The 21426-nt window shown below is 68.8% G+C and carries 17 protein-coding genes, 3 tRNA genes and 1 pseudogene; 4 read left to right on the top strand and 17 right to left on the bottom strand.

What is annotated here, in order from left to right:
* Positions 1-73: 73 nt before the first annotated feature.
* The 10 genes from ACJX2R_RS30145 to ACJX2R_RS30100 form a co-directional block, all read right to left on the bottom strand.
* Positions 74-3973, bottom strand: a complete 3900-nt coding sequence (locus ACJX2R_RS30145; protein WP_262705002.1) for a DNA-directed RNA polymerase subunit beta' — start codon at positions 3971-3973, stop codon at positions 74-76.
* A 98-nt stretch (positions 3974-4071) separates the two neighbouring features.
* Entirely contained in the window at positions 4072-7554 is a 3483-nt protein-coding gene (rpoB, locus tag ACJX2R_RS30140; protein WP_413102701.1) for a DNA-directed RNA polymerase subunit beta, read from the bottom strand.
* Positions 7555-8161: 607 nt separating this feature from the next.
* Positions 8162-8551 (bottom strand): 50S ribosomal protein L7/L12, encoded by a 390-nt coding sequence (rplL, locus tag ACJX2R_RS30135; RefSeq protein ID WP_037952872.1) that lies wholly within the window; start codon positions 8549-8551, stop codon positions 8162-8164.
* An 84-nt stretch (positions 8552-8635) separates the two neighbouring features.
* On the bottom strand, positions 8636-9199 hold the full coding sequence (gene rplJ / locus ACJX2R_RS30130) for a 50S ribosomal protein L10 (protein WP_020869302.1): 564 nt from the start codon (positions 9197-9199) through the stop codon (positions 8636-8638).
* Positions 9200-9474: 275 nt separating this feature from the next.
* A complete protein-coding gene (locus tag ACJX2R_RS30125; RefSeq protein WP_413102700.1) occupies positions 9475-10308 on the bottom strand; it encodes a hypothetical protein in 834 nt (277 codons plus the stop codon).
* A 208-nt stretch (positions 10309-10516) separates the two neighbouring features.
* A complete protein-coding gene (rplA, locus tag ACJX2R_RS30120) occupies positions 10517-11236 on the bottom strand; it encodes a 50S ribosomal protein L1 (RefSeq protein WP_037952865.1) in 720 nt (239 codons plus the stop codon).
* Positions 11237-11331: 95 nt separating this feature from the next.
* Positions 11332-11766 carry a 50S ribosomal protein L11 gene (gene rplK / locus ACJX2R_RS30115; RefSeq protein ID WP_044571693.1) on the bottom strand — a complete coding sequence of 145 codons (435 nt, stop codon included), beginning with the start codon at positions 11764-11766 and terminating at the stop codon, positions 11332-11334.
* 180 nt (positions 11767-11946) lie between these two features.
* Positions 11947-12783 carry a transcription termination/antitermination protein NusG gene (gene nusG / locus ACJX2R_RS30110; RefSeq protein WP_262704999.1) on the bottom strand — a complete coding sequence of 279 codons (837 nt, stop codon included), beginning with the start codon at positions 12781-12783 and terminating at the stop codon, positions 11947-11949.
* Between the two features lie 84 nt (positions 12784-12867).
* Positions 12868-13158, bottom strand: a complete 291-nt coding sequence (gene secE, locus ACJX2R_RS30105) for a preprotein translocase subunit SecE (RefSeq protein WP_037952862.1) — start codon at positions 13156-13158, stop codon at positions 12868-12870.
* A gap of 107 nt (positions 13159-13265) precedes the next feature.
* Positions 13266-13338: transfer RNA gene (locus ACJX2R_RS30100), tRNA-Trp, on the bottom strand.
* A 181-nt stretch (positions 13339-13519) separates the two neighbouring features.
* On the opposite strand from ACJX2R_RS30100, the gene ACJX2R_RS30095 reads away from it, so the two are divergent.
* The gene (locus ACJX2R_RS30095) at positions 13520-14758 is read left to right on the top strand and encodes a pyridoxal phosphate-dependent aminotransferase (protein ID WP_413102699.1); all 1239 of its coding nucleotides are present in this window, start codon (positions 13520-13522) and stop codon (positions 14756-14758) included.
* Between the two features lie 172 nt (positions 14759-14930).
* Positions 14931-15959 carry an adenosine deaminase gene (locus tag ACJX2R_RS30090; RefSeq protein WP_413102698.1) on the top strand — a complete coding sequence of 343 codons (1029 nt, stop codon included), beginning with the start codon at positions 14931-14933 and terminating at the stop codon, positions 15957-15959.
* Between the two features lie 32 nt (positions 15960-15991).
* Here the strand turns inward: ACJX2R_RS30090 and ACJX2R_RS30085 are convergent, their stop codons facing one another.
* The 6 genes from ACJX2R_RS30085 to ACJX2R_RS30060 form a co-directional block, all read right to left on the bottom strand.
* Positions 15992-17047, bottom strand: a complete 1056-nt coding sequence (locus ACJX2R_RS30085) for a UDP-N-acetylmuramate dehydrogenase (protein WP_413102697.1) — start codon at positions 17045-17047, stop codon at positions 15992-15994.
* 166 nt (positions 17048-17213) lie between these two features.
* Positions 17214-17648 carry a MaoC family dehydratase gene (locus tag ACJX2R_RS30080; RefSeq protein WP_044571702.1) on the bottom strand — a complete coding sequence of 145 codons (435 nt, stop codon included), beginning with the start codon at positions 17646-17648 and terminating at the stop codon, positions 17214-17216.
* Complete coding sequence (locus ACJX2R_RS30075) at positions 17645-18115, bottom strand: MaoC family dehydratase N-terminal domain-containing protein (RefSeq protein WP_413102696.1); 471 nt, start codon at positions 18113-18115, stop codon at positions 17645-17647. The genes ACJX2R_RS30080 and ACJX2R_RS30075 overlap by 4 nt, the downstream gene beginning before the upstream one ends.
* 84 nt (positions 18116-18199) lie before the next feature.
* The gene (rpmG, locus tag ACJX2R_RS30070) at positions 18200-18364 is read right to left on the bottom strand and encodes a 50S ribosomal protein L33 (protein ID WP_009715907.1); all 165 of its coding nucleotides are present in this window, start codon (positions 18362-18364) and stop codon (positions 18200-18202) included.
* Positions 18365-18451: 87 nt separating this feature from the next.
* Positions 18452-18524: transfer RNA gene (locus tag ACJX2R_RS30065), tRNA-Met, on the bottom strand.
* Positions 18525-18583: 59 nt separating this feature from the next.
* Positions 18584-18656: transfer RNA gene (locus ACJX2R_RS30060), tRNA-Thr, on the bottom strand.
* Between the two features lie 228 nt (positions 18657-18884).
* Between ACJX2R_RS30060 and ACJX2R_RS30055 the strand changes: the two genes are divergently transcribed.
* Together ACJX2R_RS30055 and ACJX2R_RS30050 are read left to right on the top strand one after the other, a co-directional pair.
* The gene (locus ACJX2R_RS30055) at positions 18885-20165 is read left to right on the top strand and encodes an amidohydrolase family protein (protein ID WP_413102695.1); all 1281 of its coding nucleotides are present in this window, start codon (positions 18885-18887) and stop codon (positions 20163-20165) included.
* A gap of 24 nt (positions 20166-20189) precedes the next feature.
* Entirely contained in the window at positions 20190-20855 is a 666-nt protein-coding gene (locus ACJX2R_RS30050; RefSeq protein WP_413102694.1) for an NAD(P)H-binding protein, read from the top strand.
* Between the two features lie 27 nt (positions 20856-20882).
* Here ACJX2R_RS30050 and ACJX2R_RS30045 read toward each other — a convergent pair.
* A pseudogene (locus ACJX2R_RS30045) lies at positions 20883-21349 on the bottom strand (DUF3574 domain-containing protein).
* Between the last annotated feature and the right edge of the window lie 77 nt (positions 21350-21426).

Genomic DNA, 21426 nt, shown 5'->3' with positions numbered 1-21426 from the left:
GAGCATAGCCGCAGGGCGGCCACCCCCGCCATGGGGTGACCGCCCTGTGAACGTTGACCAGCCGTCCGCGGACCTACTGGTTGTACGGACCGTAGTCGTAGTCCTCCAGCGGAACCGCCTGGCCGGAGCCGGTGCCGAAGGGCGAGTAGTCGATGTCGTCGTAGCCGACGGCCGAGTACATCGCGGCCTTCGCCTCCTCGGTCGGCTCGACCCGGATGTTCCGGTAGCGGGACAGGCCCGTACCGGCCGGGATGAGCTTACCGATGATCACGTTCTCCTTGAGGCCGATCAGGGAGTCCGACTTGGCGTTGATCGCCGCGTCGGTGAGCACCCGGGTCGTCTCCTGGAAGGACGCCGCCGACAGCCAGGACTCGGTCGCCAGCGAGGCCTTGGTGATACCCATCAGCTGCGGACGGCCGGAGGCCGGGTGGCCGCCTTCCTGGACCACACGACGGTTCTCACCCTCGAAGCGCGAGCGCTCCACGAGCTCGCCCGGCAGCAGCTCCGCGTCGCCGGACTCGATGATCGTCACACGGCGCAGCATCTGCCGGATGATGATCTCGATGTGCTTGTCGTGGATCGACACACCCTGCGAGTTGTAGACCTTCTGGACCTCGCCCACCAGGTGCACCTGGACGGCGCGCTGGCCGAGGATGCGCAGCACGTCGTGCGGGTTGACGGCACCCACGGTCAGCGGCTGGCCGACCTCGACGTGGTCGCCCTCGCCCACCAGCAGACGGGACCGCTTGGAGACGCCGTAGGCCGTCTCGTCGGAGCCGTCGTCCGGGGTGACGACGAGCTTCTTGGTCTTCTCGGTCTCCTCGATCCGGACGCGGCCGGCCGCCTCCGAGATCGGGGCGACACCCTTGGGCGTACGGGCCTCGAAGAGCTCGACGACACGCGGCAGACCCTGGGTGATGTCGTCACCGGCCACACCACCGGTGTGGAAGGTACGCATCGTCAGCTGGGTGCCGGGCTCACCGATGGACTGGGCGGCGATGATGCCGACCGCCTCGCCGATGTCCACCAGCTTGCCGGTCGCCAGCGAGCGGCCGTAGCACATGGCGCAGGTGCCGACGGCGGACTCGCAGGTGAGCACCGAGCGGGTCTTGACCGTCTCCACGTTGTGGCGGACCAGCTCGTCGATGAGCACATCGCCCAGGTCGGTACCGGCCGGGGCCAGGACCTTCCCGTCCACGACGATGTCCTCGGCGAGGCAGCGCGCGTACACGCTGGTCTCGACGTCCTCCGTCTTGCGGAGCACGCCGTCCGCGCCCTTGGACGCGATCGCCAGCTTGAGGCCGCGGTCGGTGCCGCAGTCCTCCTCGCGGATGATCACGTCCTGCGAGACGTCCACCAGACGACGGGTCAGGTAACCCGAGTCGGCGGTACGCAGGGCGGTGTCGGCGAGACCCTTACGGGCACCGTGGGTGGAGATGAAGTACTCCAGCACGGAGAGACCCTCACGGAACGACGCCTTGATGGGCCGCGGGATGGTCTCGTTCTTCGCGTTGGACACCAGACCACGCATACCGGCGATCTGACGCATCTGCATCATGTTTCCGCGCGCGCCCGAGTTGACCATCATGAAGATCGGGTTGGTCTTCGGGAAGTTCGCGTTCATCGCCTCGGCGACCTCGTTGGTCGCCTTGGTCCAGATCGCGATCAGCTCCTGGGTGCGCTCGTCCTTGGTGATCAGACCGCGCTCGTACTGCTTCTGGACCTTCTCGTCCTGCGCCTCGTAGCCCTCGATGATGGCCTTCTTGGCCTCGGGCACGACCACGTCGGAGATGGCGACGGTGACACCGGAGCGGGTGGCCCAGTGGAAACCGGCCGCCTTCAGGTTGTCCAGCGTCGCCGCGACGATGACCTTGGGGTAGCGCTCGGCGAGGTCGTTGACGATCTCGGAGAGCTGCTTCTTGCCCACCGAGTAGTCGACGAACGGGTAGTCCTCGGGCAGCAGCTCGTTGAAGAGCGCGCGGCCCAGCGTGGTGCGCAGCCGGAAGCTGTCACCGGGCTGCCAGGCGGGCTCGCCCTCCTCGGGCACCGGCGGGGTCCAGCCGCGGGGCGGGACGGTGCCGATCGGGAAGCGGATGTCGATCTTCGCCTGGAGCGAGAGCTCCCGGGCGTCGAACGCCATGATCGCCTCGGCGGTGGAGCCGAAGGAGCGGCCCTCACCGACGACCTCGCGCTCCTCCTCGTCGGTGGTGAGGAAGAACAGGCCCAGCACCATGTCCTGGGTCGGCATGGTCACCGGACGGCCGTCGGCCGGCTTGAGGATGTTGTTCGAGGACAGCATCAGGATGCGGGCCTCGGCCTGCGCCTCCGCGGACAGCGGCAGGTGCACGGCCATCTGGTCACCGTCGAAGTCCGCGTTGAACGCGGTGCACACGAGCGGGTGAATCTGAATGGCCTTGCCCTCGACCAGCTGCGGCTCGAACGCCTGGATACCGAGGCGGTGCAGGGTGGGCGCACGGTTCAGCAGCACCGGGTGCTCGGCGATGACCTCTTCGAGCACGTCGTACACGACCGTGCGGCCGCGCTCGACCATGCGCTTGGCCGACTTGATGTTCTGCGCGTGGTTCAGGTCCACCAGGCGCTTCATCACGAACGGCTTGAAGAGCTCCAGCGCCATGGCCTTGGGCAGACCGCACTGGTGCAGCTTGAGCTGCGGGCCGACGACGATGACCGAACGGGCCGAGTAGTCGACGCGCTTACCGAGCAGGTTCTGACGGAACCGGCCCTGCTTGCCCTTCAGCATGTCGCTGAGGGACTTCAGCGGACGGTTACCGGGGCCGGTGACCGGGCGGCCACGGCGGCCGTTGTCGAAGAGGGCGTCAACGGCCTCCTGAAGCATCCGCTTCTCGTTGTTGACGATGATCTCGGGGGCACCGAGGTCCAGGAGCCTCTTCAGCCGGTTGTTCCGGTTGATCACACGGCGGTACAGGTCGTTCAGGTCGGAGGTCGCGAAGCGGCCACCGTCCAGCTGCACCATCGGACGCAGGTCCGGCGGGATCACCGGGATGCAGTCCAGCACCATGCCGTTGGGGCTGTTCCGGGTCTGGAGGAAGGCGGAGACGACCTTCAGGCGCTTGAGCGCACGGGTCTTCTTCTGGCCCTTGCCGGTCCGGATGATCTCGCGGAGCTTCTCGGCCTCCTCGTCGAGGTCGAAGGACTCCAGGCGCTTCTGGAGCGCCGCGGCGCCCATGCCACCCATGAAGTACGTGCCGAAGCGGTCACGCAGCTCGCGGTAGAGCAGCTCATCGCCCTCCAGGTCCTGGACCTTGAGGTTCTTGAAGCGGTTCCACACCTCGTCGAGACGGTCGATCTCGCGCTGGGCGCGGTCGCGCAGCTGCTTCATCTCGCGCTCGGCGCCCTCGCGCACCTTACGGCGCACATCGGCCTTGGCGCCCTCGGCCTCGAGCTCGGCGAGGTCCGCCTCCAGCTTCTTGGCGCGGGCCTCGAGGTCCGCGTCGCGGCGCTGCTCGATCTGCTGGCGCTCGACGGAGACATGGGCCTCCAGCGAGGGCAGGTCGCGCGTGCGGCGCTCCTCGTCCACCCACGTGATCATGTAGGCGGCGAAGTAGATGACCTTCTCGAGGTCCTTCGGGGCGAGGTCGAGCAGGTAGCCCAGACGGCTGGGCACGCCCTTGAAGTACCAGATGTGGGTGACGGGAGCGGCCAGCTCGATGTGGCCCATCCGCTCACGGCGCACCTTGGCGCGGGTGACCTCGACACCGCAGCGCTCACAGATGATGCCCTTGAAGCGGACGCGCTTGTACTTGCCGCAGTAGCACTCCCAGTCCCGGGTCGGACCGAAGATCTTCTCGCAGAAGAGTCCGTCCTTTTCGGGCTTGAGGGTGCGGTAGTTGATGGTTTCCGGCTTCTTGACCTCACCGTGGGACCACTGACGGATGTCATCAGCGGTGGCGAGGCCGATCCGCAGCTCGTCGAAGAAGTTGACGTCGAGCACTTGTCGTCAATCCCTCTTTCAGGGTCGTGTCTTCGGGTCTGACTGGGGGTCCGGGGAGAGGCCGGGGCGCTCTGTGGCGAGTGCCCCGGCCAGACCCGTCAGACCTCTTCGACGCTGCTCGGCTCGCGCCGGGACAGGTCGATACCGAGCTCCTCCGCAGCGCGGAAGACGTCCTCGTCGGTGTCGCGCATCTCGATGGACATGCCGTCGGACGACAGCACCTCCACGTTGAGGCACAGGGACTGCATCTCCTTGATGAGCACCTTGAAGGACTCGGGGATGCCGGGCTCGGGAATGTTCTCGCCCTTGACGATGGCCTCGTAGACCTTCACGCGGCCGGTCACGTCGTCGGACTTGATGGTCAGCAGCTCCTGGAGGGCGTACGCGGCGCCGTAAGCCTCCAGCGCCCACACCTCCATCTCGCCGAAGCGCTGGCCACCGAACTGAGCCTTACCACCCAGCGGCTGCTGGGTGATCATCGAGTACGGACCGGTGGACCGGGCGTGCAGCTTGTCGTCCACCAGGTGGTGCAGCTTGAGGATGTACATGTAGCCGACCGAGATCGGGTCCGGGAACGGCTCACCGGAGCGGCCGTCGAACAGCCGGGCCTTACCGGACGACTGGACCAGGCGGTCGCCGTCGCGGTTCGGGATCGTCGAGTCGAAGAGACCGGCGATCTCGTCCTCACGGGCGCCGTCGAAGACCGGGGTCGCGACGTTGGTACCGGGCTGGACCTCGTCCGCGCCGATCGCCTGGAGCCGCTGCATCCACTCCTCGGAGCCCTCGACCTTCCAGCCCCGGGAGGCCAGCCAGCCGAGGTGGATCTCCAGGACCTGCCCCGGGTTCATTCGGGACGGGACACCCAGCGGGTTGAGGATGATGTCGACCGGGGTGCCGTCCTCCAGGAACGGCATGTCCTCGACCGGGAGGATCTTGGAGATGACGCCCTTGTTGCCGTGGCGGCCGGCGAGCTTGTCACCGTCGGTGATCTTGCGCTTCTGCGCCACGTAGACGCGGACCAGCTGGTTCACGCCCGGCGGCAGCTCGTCGCCCTCCTCGCGGTCGAAGACGCGCACGCCGATGACCTTGCCGGTCTCACCGTGCGGCACCTTCAGCGAGGTGTCACGGACCTCACGGGCCTTCTCACCGAAGATCGCGCGCAGCAGGCGCTCCTCCGGGGTCAGCTCGGTCTCACCCTTCGGGGTGACCTTGCCGACCAGGATGTCCCCGGCGATGACCTCGGCGCCGATGCGGATGATGCCGCGCTCGTCGAGGTCGGCCAGGACCTCCTCGGAGACGTTCGGGATGTCCCGGGTGATCTCCTCGGGGCCCAGCTTGGTGTCCCGGGCGTCGACCTCGTGCTCCTCGATGTGGATCGAGGAGAGGACGTCGTCCTGCACCAGACGCTGGCTGAGGATGATCGCGTCCTCGTAGTTGTGGCCCTCCCACGGCATGAACGCCACCAGGAGGTTCTTGCCGAGCGCCATCTCGCCGTCCTCGGTGGACGGGCCGTCGGCCAGCACCTGGCCGGCGATCACCCGGGCACCCTCGTCCACGACGACCTTCTGGTTGAAGGAGGTGCCCTGGTTGGAGCGGGAGAACTTGGCCACCCGGTAGGTGGTGTAGGTGCCGTCGTCGTTGGCCACCGTGACGTAGTCGGCGGAGACCTCCTGGACGACACCGTCCTTCTCGGCCTTGATGACGTCGCCGGCGTCGACCGCGCAGCGGTACTCCATGCCGGTGCCGACCAGCGGGGACTCCGCCTTGATCAGCGGCACGGCCTGGCGCATCATGTTCGAGCCCATGAGCGCGCGGTTGGCGTCGTCGTGCTCCAGGAACGGGATCATCGCGGTCGCGACCGACACCATCTGGCGCGGCGAGACGTCCATGTAGTCGACGTCGTCGCCGGGGATGTAGTCGACCTCACCGCCACGGCGGCGGACCAGGACGCGGTTCTCGGCGAAGTGAAGATCGTTCGTCAGCGGCGCGTTGGCCTGCGCGATGACGAAGCGGTCCTCCTCGTCGGCCGTCAGGTAGTGCACCTCGTCGGTGACCACACCGTCGACCACCTTGCGGTACGGGGTCTCGATGAAACCGAACGCGTTGACCCGGCCGTACGAGGCGAGCGAGCCGATCAGACCGATGTTCGGGCCTTCGGGCGTCTCGATCGGGCACATGCGGCCGTAGTGCGAGGGGTGCACGTCACGGACCTCGAAGCCCGCCCGCTCACGGGAGAGACCACCGGGGCCGAGCGCGTTCAGACGGCGCTTGTGGGTCAGCCCCGACAGCGGGTTCGTCTGGTCCATGAACTGCGACAGCTGGCTGGTGCCGAAGAACTCCTTGATGGAGGCGACGACCGGCCGGATGTTGATCAGGGTCTGCGGCGTGATCGCCTCGACGTCCTGAGTGGTCATGCGCTCGCGGACGACGCGCTCCATACGCGCCAGACCCGTGCGGACCTGGTTCTGGATCAGCTCGCCGACGTTACGGATGCGGCGGTTGCCGAAGTGGTCGATGTCGTCGGTCTCGACGACCACGGACTGGCCGTTGTCCCCGACGGTCTCGATCTCACCGGCGTGCAGCTTCACCAGGTACTTGATCGAGGCGATGACGTCCTCGACCGTCAGGACGCCCGCGTCCAGCGGAGCGGCCGAACCCAGCTTCTTGTTGACCTTGTAGCGGCCGACCTTCGCGAGGTCGTAGCGCTTCGGGTTGAAGTAGAGGTTCTCCAGCAGCGTCTGCGCGGCCTCCCGTGTGGGGGGCTCGCCCGGGCGCAGCTTGCGGTAGATGTCGAGCAGCGCGTCGTCCTGGCCCTGGGTGTGGTCCTTCTCCAGGGTGGCGCGCATGGACTCGTACTCGCCGAACTCCTCGAGGATCTGCTCGGTGGTCCAGCCGAGCGCCTTCAGGAGGACGGTGACGGACTGCTTGCGCTTGCGGTCGATGCGGACACCGACCATGTCGCGCTTGTCGATCTCCATCTCCAGCCAGGCACCACGGGAGGGGATGACCTTGACCGAGAAGATGTCCTTGTCGGACGTCTTGTCGATGGAGGAGTCGAAGTAGACACCCGGCGAGCGGACCAGCTGCGAGACGACGACACGCTCGGTGCCGTTGATGCAGAAGGTGCCCTTGTCGGTCATGAGCGGGAAGTCGCCCATGAAGACCGTCTGGGACTTGATCTCGCCGGTCTCATTGTTGGTGAACTCGGCCGTGACGAAGAGCGGAGCGGCGTAGGTGAAGTCACGCTCCTTGCACTCGTCGATCGAGTTCTTCGGCGGCTCGAAACGGTGATCACGGAAGGTCAGGGACATCGACCCGGAGAAGTCCTCGATCGGGGAGATCTCCTCGAAGATCTCTTCCAGACCGGACTTGGTGGGGACGTCCTGACCGCTGTCCAGCGCAGCCTCGACGCGAGCCTTCCACGCGGCATTGCCGAGCAGCCAATCGAAGCTCTCGGTCTGAAGCGCAAGGAGGTTCGGAACCTCAAGAGGCTCCTTGATCTTCGCAAAGGAGATGCGCAGCGGGGCGGTGCTGGCGCCATTGTTCGTATTGGCAGTCGAGGCGTTGCGCGAGGCGGCCAAGAGGGGGTCCTTCCGAGGGCTCGGACTCACTACGCGCGTACCGGTCCCACCGAGAGCCCATGGATGAAATCCCTGGTCAGGGACTATTCATCGGTAGTGCTCGAAGGTGGGCATGCCCCTGGTGACGGGCAGGGAGCAGCTAACAGGCAGCGCAAAGGGTCAGTGTAGCCACTTGGCACACTGATGTCCAGCGCCGAGTTTCTGAGACCGGCAGTGCCAATCTCTCCCTCCGGTGAGGGGCCCGCCCCTCGTTGTCTTCTCACGCCCTGTCGGCAGCCCGCGCTGCCGATGCGCATATCGATACTGCCCGCTTCGCCGACGATCCATGCCTCGGACTTTTGGATCGGTGTGACGTCGCGTCCTGAGAATTGCGCGCTGCGTGCCGTTCGTCAAGGCCCCCCACTCCGGCGAGATCGTCACAGGGCGTGGCGACGGGCAACGAAGATCACCCTACCTCCACAAACCCATAAGGCAATGTAACCGTCACGGGAACGCCGAAGGGCGACCACCCGAACGGGTGATCGCCCTTGGCTTGGAACCGGGCCGCGCCGCCGGACGTCCTACCGGCGTGTGGCGGCGGGCCGCGAGGTCATCCGACCTCGAGGGGTCACTTGACCTCGACGGAGGCGCCGGCGCCCTTGAGGGACTCGGCGGCCTTGTCGGCCTGCTCCTTGTTGACCTTCTCGAGGACCGGCTTCGGGGTGCCGTCGACGAGGTCCTTGGCCTCCTTCAGACCCAGGGAGGTCAGCTCGCGCACGACCTTGATGACCTGGATCTTCTTGTCGCCGGCGCCGGTGAGGATGACGTCGAACTCGTCCTTCTCCTCCTCGGCCGGGGCAGCGGCGCCCGGGGCACCCGGGGCGGCGGCGACCACGGCGGCCGGGGCGGCGGCGGTGACGTCGAACTTCTCCTCGAAGGCCTTCACGAACTCGGAGAGCTCGATGAGGGTCATCTCCTCGAACTGCGCGAGCAGGTCGTCCTGGCTGAGCTTCGCCATGGTGGCGGTCCTTCCACTAATTCGGCAGGTGGTGCCGGATGTACATGTCGGCGGGCTTCCGGGCCCGCTGCGACCGGGGCCTTACTACTCGGCGGCCTCGGCCTCGGCGGGAGCCGGGGTGTCGGCACCGCCCTGCTCGGCCTGCTTCTGCCGGAGCGCCTCGGCGGTCCGGACGAACTTCGACAGCGGGGCCTGGAAGAGCGCGGCAGCCTGGGACTGCTTGGCCTTCATCGCACCCGCCAGCTTGGCGAGCAGCACCTCACGGGACTCGAGGTCCGCGAGCTTCTTGATCTCGTCGGCGGACAGCGCCTTGCCATCAAGGACACCGCCCTTGATCACGAGAGCGGGGTTGTCCTTGGCGAAGTCACGGAGACCCTTCGCCGCCTCGACCGGGTCACCGGTCACGAAGGCGACGGCCGACGAACCCGAGAACAGGTCGTCGAGCTGGTTGATCCCGGCCTCGTTGGCCGCGATCTTGGTCAGCGTGTTCTTCACCACACGGTACTGAGCGTTCTCACCGAGCGAACGGCGCAGCTCCTTCAGCTGCGCAACGGTGAGACCGGTGTACGCGGTCACAACGGCCGCGTTCGCGTTGCGGAACTTCTCCCGCATCTCGTCGACGGCTGCGACCTTGTCAGGACTCGCCATGAGCCTCGGCCTCCTTCCGGGTGATGAGGACCGCTTCGGTCTGAAGGAAGGAGACTGGACAATGCGAAAACGCCCCGGCGCAGGCGCTCGGGGCGTAACTCGACCGACACGGACCCACGGCCCGTTCGGGAGTGCAACCTTAAGTCACCTACGCAGGTCGCCCGCAGCTAGCGGATCCTTCAGCCACCGGATCCCTTGCGGGACACAGCGACAACCAGCGGTCTTTGGCTTCTCTAGGAGATTACGCGAACGGGCCGCGGCCAGGCAAATCGGCTCTACTGCTGGAGCATGTCCTGGAAGTCCACGGTGTCCGAGGCGGACGGCTCGGTGACGGTCACGCTGGTGCCGTAGTCCGAGTAGAAGACCGTGGAGTCATAGGCGCCATTGTTGCTCTGCGCCTGCTCACGCTTCTTGACCAGCAGGTTCTCCTCGTCCACCCACAGGTCGATGGTCTCGGTGTCCATACCGGAGGACTCCAGCTGCTTCTGGAGCGCGTCCAGGTCGGACTGGCTGAGCTCCTTGGACTGCATCTTGGCGATCTCGGAGACCTTGACCGTGCCCGTGTAGTGGGTGGCCTTGACGCCCTTCACGTCCTCGCTGCCCACGCTCTTGACCTTGCCCGTGGCGAGCAGCAGCTCCACCGAGCGCGACGGGTTGTTGTTCTGCATCTGGTCCTTCAGGAAGGCGCCCGAGGGGCCCGCCTTCTGGGCCAGCACGTCGTAGTCGTACTTCACCCAGTGCTTGCCGCTGCCCGCCTGGGCGGCGAACTCGTCGCCCATGTTCAGGAACATGGCGTCCGGGGTGTACTTGGCATCCATCGGCTTGCCCGCGACCGGGGAGTTGGCGATGGCGCCACCGTTCTGCGTGATGGACATGTTGGCCCGGATGCCGTTGGCCCAGTCCATGTCGCCGGACATCTGCGAGTTCTGCTCGCCCATCTTGGTGGTGCCCTCGACCTTGGCCGAGTTCTTCTTGTCCGTCTGCTGCGAGGCGAGCTTCAGCGCCGCCAGCGGGCTCATCCCGGACTGCCCGGACTTGTCGCCGCCGGTCTTGTCGCCGGCCTTGTCACCATCGGACTTCTCGCTCCCGCACGCGGTGAGGCCGACCATCAGAACGAGACTTCCAGCGGCTATCGCCCATCGCGCACCGACATGAGTACCGCGCACGGCTCCCCCTAGTTTTTATTTCTCTTTTACGTGTTGTGCAGGCTGACTCTAGCGGAGGGGGCCGACAACGGAAGACGCCGGGCCCCCGCACCTTCGACGCGGTGCGGGGGCCCGGCGGTTGCACACCGAGGTGCGCCGATCAGGGACTGCCTCAGATGGCGTCTTCCTCGACCAGCAGGTTGCGGGTGCGGTTGGCGTCCAGCGGGATGCCGGGGCCCATCGTGGTGGTCAGGGTCGCCTTCTTGATGTAGCGACCCTTCGCGGCGGACGGCTTGAGACGGTTGATCTCCTCGAGCGCCGCGGCGTAGTTCTCCACCAGCTTCGTCTCGTCGAACGAGAGCTTGCCGATGATGAAGTGCAGGTTCGAGTGCTTGTCGACGCGGAACTCGATCTTGCCGCCCTTGATGTCCGTGACGGCCTTGGCCACGTCCGGGGTGACGGTGCCGGTCTTCGGGTTCGGCATCAGACCACGCGGACCGAGCACCCGGCCGAGGCGGCCGACCTTGCCCATGAGGTCCGGGGTGGCGACGACGGCGTCGAAGTCCAGGCGGCCCTTGGACACCTCGTCGATGAGCTCGTCGGAGCCGACGATGTCGGCGCCCGCGGCCTCCGCGGCCGCAGCACGGTCACCGGTCGCGAAGACCAGGACCCGGGCGGTCTTACCGGTGCCGTGCGGCAGGTTCACGGTGCCACGGACCATCTGGTCGGCCTTGCGCGGGTCGACGCCCAGGCGCATGGCGACCTCGACGGTCGCGTCGAACTTGGTGGTGGAGGTGTCCTTCGCCAGCCGGACGGCCTCGAGCGGGGCGTATGCGCGCTCCCGGTCGATCTTGGCGTCCGCAGCGCGGAGGGTCTTGCTGCGCTTGCTCACTCTTGCTCCTGATGTCTGTGGAGTTCGTGGTCCGGGCCAGCGCTTGGCCCTGCCACAGGGGGCCACGGGGGCTGTCGGCCCTCGTGCGTGAGGTGTCAGCCCTCGACCGTGATGCCCATGGAACGGGCGGTGCCGGCGATGATCTTCTCGGCGGCGTCCAGGTCGTTGGCGTTCAGGTCGGGCATCTTGGTGGTGGCGATCTCACGCACCTGGTCGCGGCTGATCTTGGCGACCTTGGTCTTGTGCGGCTCGCCGGAGCCCTTCTCCACGCCCGCTGCCTTGAGGATCAGCTTGGCGGCCGGCGGGGTCTTGGTCACGAAGGTGAAGGAGCGGTCCTCGTAGACCGTGATCTCCACCGGCACGACCATGCCGCGCTGCGACTCGGTCGCGGCGTTGTAGGCCTTGCAGAACTCCATGATGTTGACGCCGTGCTGACCCAGCGCGGGGCCGACCGGCGGGGCCGGGTTCGCGGCGCCGGCCTGGATCTGGAGCTTGATCAGCCCCGTGACCTTCTTCTTCTTGGGAGGCATGCTCTCTCCGGGTCCTAGTGAGAGGGTGTTCGCCTCCGAACCGGATCATCCGGATGGAGGCATACCGCACAACGATAACGGGTATAGCTGTGCGCCTTAAAACCGAGCAGGTCAGACCGGCCGCGAAAGCCCGTCTGACCTGTCGGAAGTTCTTGTGAAGAGACTCAGTCCCGAAAGGACTCAGTTCTTCTGGATCTGGTCGAAGCTCAGCTCGACCGGGGTCTCCCGGCCGAAGATCTCCACCAGGCCCTTGACCTTCTTCGAGTCGGCGTTGATCTCGTTGATCGTCGCCTGGAGGGTCGCGAACGGGCCGTCGGTGACCGTGACCGAGTCGCCCACCTCGAAGTCCAGCACCTGGACCTCGACCTTGCGGCTCGGCGCCGGCACACCGCTCTCCTCGGCGGCGGCCTTGGCGGCCTTCTCCTCGGCCTCGGGGGCGAGCATCTTGACGATCTCGTCCAGGGTCAGCGGGTACGGGTCGTAGGCGTTGCCCACGAAGCCGGTGACGCCCGGGGTGTTGCGGACGACGCCCCACGACTCGTTCGTCAGATCCATGCGGACGAGCACATAGCCGGGCAGCTTGTTCTGCCGGACGTTCTTGCGCTCACCGTTCTTGATCTGGACGATCTCTTCCTCGGGGACCTCGGCCTGGTAGATGAAGTCCTCGACGTTCAGCGAGACGGCACGCTGCTCCAGGTTCGCCTTCACGCGCTTCTCGTAGCCCGCGTAGGTGTGGATCACGTACCACTCACCGGGCAGCCCGCGCAGCTCCTCACGGAGCGCCTCGACCGGGTCGACCTCAGCCTCGGCCTCGGTCTCGACCGCGTCGTCCGCCTGGGCCGTCTCGGCCTCGAGGGCGTCCTCGTCCTCGACGCGCAGCGCGTCCTCCTCGGCGGGAACGCCCGCCGAGGCGTCGGCCGCTTCAGCCTGGTCGGAGTCCGCCGCCTCGACGATGTCGAGCTCGTCCTCACGGGACTCGACGGGCTCGGCGGCGTCGTTCAGGTTCGGGTCAGACACTGTGGCTGCTTCTTCCTGGCTTCAAAGGGGGTGGAACGTGCGAAAGAGGCGACGCCGGGACAGCGGTCGCCTTTCGCGAGGGTCTCAGCCAAAGACGTACTTGATGGCGTTGTTGAACCCATAGTCAATCACGGTCACGATGCCAATCATGATGACGACGAAGACGATCACCACGCTGGTGTACGTGGACAGCTGGCTGCGCGTGGGCCAGACGACCTTCCGCAGCTCGGCGATGATCTGGCGGTAGAAAAGCGCGAGCCGGCCGAAGGGCCCCTTCTTCGCGCGCTTGCCGCCACGACGACCCCGCTTGGTCGTCTCCTCATCCTCGGGACGACCGCTCTCAGGCGTCGCGGTGGAGCCCAGGGCTTCCGTCACTCGTCCTCACCTGAATCCGGGTCGTGGCCGTGCCGCGTCCGGCCCGGCCGCACAGCGGTGCTTGTCCTTGCGTACGCATGCACGCACCCTCATCACAGTGCGTGTAGCAGGGCCGGAGGGACTTGAACCCCCAACCGCTGGTTTTGGAGACCAGTGCTCTACCAATTGAGCTACGACCCTTTGCGGCACTCCCAACCTACCGCATACACCCGGCTGCACGGAGTGTGCGGTCGGATCCGGCTGTTGATCGGCCAACGACGAGTGAGTGTACGTGCTTGACGGCCGGGCGTCGAACGAGAAGCGCGCGAACTCTCCGCAAACCCGTGTGCCACCCATTTCGCCCGTCTGCGACGATGCATCTATGACCGCTGCTACTCCCCCAGTACAGTCCCCGACCGACCGGCGGGTATCGGCCCGGATCGGCTCGATCTCCGAGTCCGCGACCCTCGCCGTCGACGCCAAGGCCAAGGCCCTCAAGGCCGCGGGCCGTCCGGTGATCGGCTTCGGCGCCGGTGAGCCCGACTTCGCCACGCCCGACTACATCGTCGACGCCGCGGCCGCGGCGTGCCGCGACCCGAAGTACCACCGCTACACCCCGGCCGGCGGCCTCCCCGAGCTCAAGGCCGCGATCGCCGCGAAGACGCTGCGTGACAGCGGGTACGAGGTCGAGGCGGCCCAGATCCTGGTGACCAACGGCGGCAAGCAGGCGATCTACGAGGCGTTCGCCGCGATCCTGGACCCGGGCGACGAGGTCATCGTCCCCGCGCCCTACTGGACCACCTACCCGGAGTCGATCCGGCTGGCCGGCGGTGTCCCGGTGGAGGTCGTCGCCGACGAGACGACCGGCTACCGCGTCTCCGTCGAGCAGCTGGAGGCGGCCCGCACCAAGAACACCAAGGTGCTGCTCTTCGTCTCCCCCTCCAACCCCACCGGCGCGGTCTACAGCCGTGAGCAGGTCGAGGCGATCGGCCGCTGGGCCGCCGACAACGGGCTGTGGGTGCTGACCGACGAGATCTACGAGCACCTGGTCTACGGCGACGCCGAGTTCCACTCGCTGCCGGTCGTGGTGCCCGAGCTGCGCGACAAGTGCGTCGTGGTCAACGGTGTCGCCAAGACGTACGCGATGACCGGCTGGCGGGTGGGCTGGGTCATCGGCCCCAAGGACGTCGTCAAGGCCGCGACCAACCTCCAGTCGCACGCCACCTCGAATGTGAGCAATGTCGCCCAGGTCGCCGCGCTGACCGCCGTCTCGGGCGACCTCGACGCCGTGGCCGCGATGCGCGAGGCGTTCGACCGCCGCCGCCGCACCATCGTGCGGATGCTGAACGAGATCGACGGCGTGGAGTGCCCGGAGCCGGAGGGCGCCTTCTACGCCTACCCCTCGGTCAAGGCGCTGCTCGGCAGGGAGATCCGCGGCAAGCGGCCGCGGACCACCGTGGAGCTGGCCGAGATCATCCTGGAGGAGGCCGAGGTCGCGGTGGTGCCGGGTGAGGCCTTCGGCACCCCGGGCTATCTGCGGCTGTCCTACGCGCTGGGTGACGAGGACCTCGTCGAGGGCGTCTCCCGGCTCCAGAAGCTGCTGGGCGAGGCGGCCGCGTAAGGCGCCTGGCCTCACGCGCGATCCGTACGGACGATCCGTACGCGCGATCCGTACGGGCGTAAGGAAACGGGCCGGAGTCCGCGGGGGCGGATTCCGGCCCGTTCACGTGCGCGCGCCTTCTCGTTCGGGGAAAGCGGTACCGACCGATCCGGTCGTGGGGCAGTATCTGGTAATGGCACGCGATGTACTCCTGCTCCCCAAAGCGCATCTGCATCTCCACTTCACCGGCTCCATGCGCCCCGGAACCCTCCTCGAACTCGCCGACAAGTACGGCGTCCATCTCCCCGAGGCGCTGAGCGGCGGTGAGCCGCCGAAGCTGCGCGCCACCGATGAGCGCGGCTGGTTCCGCTTCCAGCGGCTGTACGACATCGCACGCTCCTGTCTGAGGGAGGCCGACGACATCCGGCGGCTGGTGCGCGAGGCGGCCGAGGAGGACGTGCGGGACGGGGCCCAGTGGCTGGAGATCCAGGTGGACCCCACCTCGTACGCCCCGCGCCTGGGTGGGCTGACCCCCGCGATGGAGGTCATCCTGGACGCGGTCGGAAGCGCCTCCGCGGCGACCGGGCTCGGGATCAGGGTGGTGGTCGCCGCCAACCGCGTGAAGCATCCGCTGGAGGCCCGCACCCTCGCCCGGCTCGCGGTGCGCTTCGCGGACCGCGGCGTGGTGGGCTTCGGCCTCTCCAACGACGAACGGCGCGGATTCGCCCGTGACTTCGACCGGGCCTTCGCCATCGCCCGGGAGGGCGGGCTGCTGGCGGCGCCGCACGGCGGCGAGCTGTCGGGCCCCGGCAGCGTGCGGGACTGCCTGGACGACCTCGGCGCGGCCCGGGTCGGCCACGGGGTGCGCGCGGCGGAGGACCCGCGGCTGCTCGCCCGGCTCGCCGAGCGCGCGGTGACCTGCGAGGTGTGCCCGTCGTCGAACGTGGCGCTCGGGGTCTACGAGAAGCCGAAGGACGTACCGCTGCGCACGCTGTACGACGCGGGGGTGCCGATGGCGCTCGGGGCGGACGACCCGCTGCTCTTCGGCTCGCGGCTGGCGGCGCAGTACGAGCTGGTGCGCGAGCACCACGGCTTCACGGACGCCGAACTGGCCGAGCTGGCGCGTCAGTCGGTGCGCGGCTCGGCCGCGCCGGAGGAGGTCCGGCGGCGGATGCTGGCGGAGATCGACGACTGGCTGGCGGGCCCCGACCTACTCATGTGAGTAGGTCGGACCACTCATGTGAGTAGACCGGATCAGAGGCTCACGCCGACCGTCACCGGCTCGTTGACCAGCCGGATCCCGAACGCCTCCTCGACCCCGGCCACCACCTCGCGGGCCAGCGCCAGCAGATCCTCGGTCGTGGCGTCGCCCCGGTTGGTGAGGGCGAGGGTGTGTTTGGTGGAGATGCGGGCCGGGCCGGTGCCGTAGCCCTTGGTGAAGCCCGCCCTGTCGATCAGCCAGGCCGCGGAGGTCTTGATCAGGCCGTCGCCCGCCGGGAAGGCGGGCGGCGCGGTGTCCGGGCCCAGGCGTTCGGCGACGCGGGCCAGGAAGGCGGCGTGGGCGTCCTGGTCGAGCACCGGGTTGGTGAAGAACGACCCCGCGGACCAGGTGTCGTGGTCCTCGGGGTCGAGCACCATGCCCTTGCCCGCGCGCAGCCCCAGGACGGTCTCGCGGGCGACGGCAGCCGGTACCCGGTCGCCCACCTCGACGCCGAGCACCCGCGCGGTCTCGGCGTACCGGACGGGTGCGGAGAGCCCGTCCGCGTCCTCCAGTTCGAAGCGGACCCGGAGCACCACATGGCGGTCGGGGTCGGCCTTGAAGCGGCTGTGGCGGTAGGAGAAGGCGCAGTCGGCGTTCGGGATCGTGACGACCTCGTCGGCGCGGCGGTCGTAGGCGATCACCTCGGTGATCGTGGCGGAGACCTCCTGGCCGTAGGCGCCGACGTTCTGTATCGGCGTCGCGCCCGCGGAGCCGGGGATTCCGGCGAGGCATTCGATGCCCGCGAGCCCCGCCCGGACCGTACGGGCCACGGCGGCCGACCAGTTCTCGCCCGCGGCGAGCTCCAGGCGGGTGCCGTCGAGCGTGAAGCCGCTGGTGGCGATGTGCAGGGCGGTGCCGTCGAAGCCCTTGTCGGCGATGACCAGATTGCTGCCGCCGCCGATCACCAGCAGCGGGGTCCCGGCCGCGTCGGCCGCGCGGACCGCGGCGATGACCTCGTCGTCGGTGGCGGCCGTGAGCAGCCGGTTGGCCGGTCCGCCGAGACGGAAGGTGGTGAGGGGCGCGAGAGGGGCGTCGTGGAGTTCCTGCACGCGCTCAAGAGTACGGGGGCGCCCCCTGGGCTCCTCGAGGCGGCCGCCCCCGGTGTGGGGAATCCGGGGGCCGGCGGGCCTGCGGGCCGTAAGGGGATCGGACGGGCCGCACGCGCTCCGGCGTGCTCTCATCCGCCCGGGGGCCGCATCGGGCGCGGTCGGGGGCTCAGACGAGCCGTACCACGGCGCGGGCCCGGCCCAGCACCTTCTGACCGGCGCTGGTCGCCGTGATGTCGAGGCGCACCGTACGGGCCTCGTCGTCCAGCTTGGCGGTCACCTTGGCGCCGATCTCGATGACCGCGCCCTTGTCGTCGTTGGGGACCACGACCGGCCGGGTGAAGCGGACGCCGTACTCGACGAGTGCGCCGGGGTCGCCGGCCCACTCGGTCACCACCCGGGCCGCCTCGGCCATGGTGTAGGCGCCGTGCGCGATGACGTCGGGGAGACCGACCTCTCTGGCGAACTTCTCGTTCCAGTGGATCGGATTGAAGTCGCCCGACGCGCCCGCGTAGCGCACGAGGTCGGCGCGGTTCACCCGGAACTCGCGCGTCGGCACCTCGGTACCGACCTCCACGGCGTCATACGAGATCTTGGCCGTCATCTGCTCTCCTCCACCTCTGCGTCAGCGGCGCGGGCCACCAGCGTCGTGAACGACGTCGCTACATGATCACCCGCCTCGTCGTGGACCTCGCCGCGGACGGACAGGATGTCGTTGCCGGCCAGCGACTTGATCGAGTCGATGATCGAGGTGACCTCCAGGCGGTCCCCCGCGCGGACCGGGCGGGTGTACTCGAACCGCTGGTCGCCGTGGACCACCCGGCTGTAGTCCAGCCCCAGCTGCGGATCCTCGACGACCTGCTTCCCGGCCGCCTTGAAGGTGATCGTGAAGATGAACGTCGGCGGGGCGATCACATCGGGGTAGCCGAGGTCCCGGGCCGCCTCGGGGTCGGTGTAGACCGGATTGGTGTCACCGAGGGACTCGGCGAATTCCCGGATCTTCTCCCGGCCGACCTCGTACGCGGCGGTGGGTGGGTAGGTCCGCCCCACGAAGGACTGGTCGAGCGCCATCGGCGCACACCTCCTGCGATTGAATTACCAACGAAACGAGGCCGCCCCCCGCGAGTGGGGGCGGCCTCGAATGAGAGTTTATTGCTATCGCGTCTCACGGTGCGCGGTGTGCGCGTTGCAACGCGGGCAGTGCTTCTTGATCTCAAGACGATCCGGGTCGTTGCGCCGGTTCTTCTTGGTGATGTAGTTCCGCTCCTTGCACTCCACGCAGGCCAGCGTGATCTTCGGGCGGACGTCGGTGGCAGCCACGTGAGTGCTCCTTGACGAACGGACTAGGGGATTAACGCAGAAAGAGTAGCCGATCGAAGGACCGACCCCACAATCGGCTACTGTCAGTAGCGGTGACCGGACTTGAACCGGTGACACAGCGATTATGAGCCGCTTGCTCTACCGACTGAGCTACACCGCTGTGATGCGAGTGACTCCCCGCTCAACCAGCGTAGCGGAACGGGAAGCCTCACACATCAGAGCCCCAATACGGAATCGAACCGTAGACCTTCTCCTTACCATGGAGACGCTCTGCCGACTGAGCTATTGGGGCGAGCGATGAAGACATTACACGGTCGGCCGCCGAAGGTGAAATCCGTATCGGCCCCTCGTCACCCTGGTCTCGTGCACCACACCGGTACGACTATTCGGCTCCTCCGCGAAGCCGCCCCCACCTGGTCCTAGGCTTCGCTTCGCACCCACGTGATCTTGACTGCGCACGCATCCGACGCGTGCCCGGCGCGTCACCCGTCGCGTGCTCGGCGCGAATCCCAGGAGCGCGATGCCCGAGAGCCAGCAGCAGCCGCAACAGCCGCCCAGGAACGGCGGAGCGGCCCCCGGCGAGCCCACCGCCCTGGTGCTCGGCGGCGTCCGGCTCGCCGACGGACGCACCGTGGACGTCCGGCTCAGCGGCGGGCGCATCGAGGCCGTGGGCACGGCGGGCAGCCTCGTCCCCGGCACCCGGCTGGACCTCGGCGGCTATCTGCTGCTGCCCGCCCCCGCCGAACCCCACGCCCACTGCGACACCGCCCTTACGGCCGACATGGCGGGCCCGGTCCCGTACGCCCCCGGGGACGTCCAGCGCCGCACCGTCGAGGCCGCCCTGCTCCAACTCGGCCACGGCGCCACGGCGCTGCGCACCCATGTCCGCATCGGCGGGGTGCACGGGCTGCGCTCCCTGGACGCGGTCCTGGAGGCCGGCCGGGCGCTGCGCGGGCTCACGGAGCTGAGCGCGGTGGCGGTGCCCCGGGTGCTGACCGGCGCCGCCGGGGCGGACGGTCTGGCGATGCTGCGGGACGCGGTGGAGATGGGCGCGTCGGTCATCGGCGGCTGCCCCGACCTCGACCCGGATCCGACCGGCCACGCCGAGGCCGTCCTCGACCTCGCCGCGCGCCACGGGTGCGCCGTGGATCTGCACACGGACGGTGACGACCCGGCCCGCCTCGCCCGGCTCGCGGCGATGGCCGGGGGCCTGCGGCCGGGGGTCGCCATCGGCCCCTGCGGCGGGCTGTCCCGGCTGCCCTCGGAGTCGGCGGGCAGGATCGCCGAGCGGCTGGCGGCGGCCGGGGTGACCGTCGTCTGCCTCCCCCAGGGCGACTGCGCCGGGCTGGAGCACCAGGGCATGCGGGGAGCGCGCACCCGCGCCTGCGCGCCGGTACGGCTGCTGCGCGCCGCGGGCGTCCGGGTGGCCGCGGGCAGCGGGGCGCTGCGGGACGCGGTGAACCCCGTGGGGCGCGGCGATCCCCTGGAGGCCGCCTTTCTGCTGGCGTCCCGGGGCGAGTCGCGCCCCGAGGAGGCGTACGAGGCGGTGTGCGCGCGGGCGCGGGCCGCGATGGGGCTCGCCGAGGTGCGGGTGGAGGCCGGGTTCCCGGCGGAGCTGCTGGCGGTGCGCGGGGACGGCCTCGCGGGGGTGCTCTCGCTCGCGTACAGCAGGGTCGTGGTGCACCGGGGGCGGGTGGTGGCCCGTACCAGCGCGGTGCGGGAGTACTGCGACTCGGCGGCCGCGGCGGCACTGGATCTGCCCCGGCAGGCGCGGCCGCAGAGCGGCGGCGAGCAACAGTAGGCCGCGCGGCGTACGGTCGGGATCATGCGCATTGTCATCGCTGGTGGACATGGACAGATCGCGCTGCGGCTGGAGCGGCTGCTCACCGCGCGCGGAGACGAAGTGGCGGGCATCGTCCGCAAGCCGGAACAGGCGGGCGACCTGCTTGCGTCGGGCACCGAACCGGTCGTCTGCGACCTGGAGTCGGCCTCGCTGGAGGACGTGGTCAAGCACCTGGAGGACGCGGACGCGGCCGTCTTCGCGGCCGGAGCGGGCCCCGGCAGCGGTGTCGCCCGTAAGGACACCGTCGACCACCGGTCCGCGGTGCTCTTCGCGGACGCGGCCGAACGGGCCGGGGCCCGGCGGTTCCTGATCATCTCCTCGACCGGCGCCTCCCACGAGCCGCCGCCGGACACCGACCCGGTCTTCGCCGCCTATCTGCGCGCCAAGGCCGCGGCGGACGACGACATCCGCGCCCGGGACGGCCTCGACTGGACCGTGCTGCGCCCGGGGCGGCTGACGAACGACCCGGGCACGGGCCGGGTCAAGCTGGCCGAACGCACCGGCCGCGCCGAGATCACCCGCGACGACGTGGCCGCGGTCCTGGTGGCCCTCCTGGACGAGCCCCGTACGGCGGGCCGCACGCTGGAGCTGATCAACGGCGACACGGCGGTGGCGGACGCGGTGGGGGCGGTCGCCCAGCGGGGGTGAGGGGCCGGGTCGGTTCGGCCCGACCGCTCAGAAGTCCACCCGGGCCGGGGCGTCGGCCCGGGCCACGGACTCCTGGGCGTACTGGCGCTCGTACGCCGTCCGGATCCGTTCGATCCGCGGGTCCTGCGCCCCCGCCTCAGAAGCGGGTAGAGCAGGACCACCTCGTACGAGCGCTCCCGCTCGATCGTCCCGTTCTGGTCCCGCCACTGCCCCCGGCCGTCGTGGATCGTCAGGCCGGAGGGGAAGCGCGGGGTGATCCGCCGGTCCACGAAGGCCAGGAACTGCTTCTCGGTGACGGGCGGCCCGCCGTCGGGGCGCTCGGTGCCGAAGAAGAGCCGGGTCTCGACGTACGGCTTGCCCCGGCCCACGGCGCCCGAGGCCGCCGCGACGGGCGGGTCGTCCAGCGCGGCGTAGGCGGCGACGGGGGTGGCGGCGGCAAGGGCGAGGGCCACCCCGACGGCGGCGAGACGGGCGCGTGGCTTCATGGTCGGCATCGTCCGATCGTCCCGACGCCGAGGAGCCTCGGGAAGGGCGCCTTACGGTGCACATCCGTGCGAGGCGCGGTGCACGT

The organism is Streptomyces sp. Inha503, assembly GCF_047215865.1.
Taxonomy (GTDB): domain Bacteria; phylum Actinomycetota; class Actinomycetes; order Streptomycetales; family Streptomycetaceae; genus Streptomyces; species Streptomyces lycopersici.
Note: the sequence above shows the minus strand (reverse complement) of the source record. Positions and strands in the feature narration are given on the sequence as shown.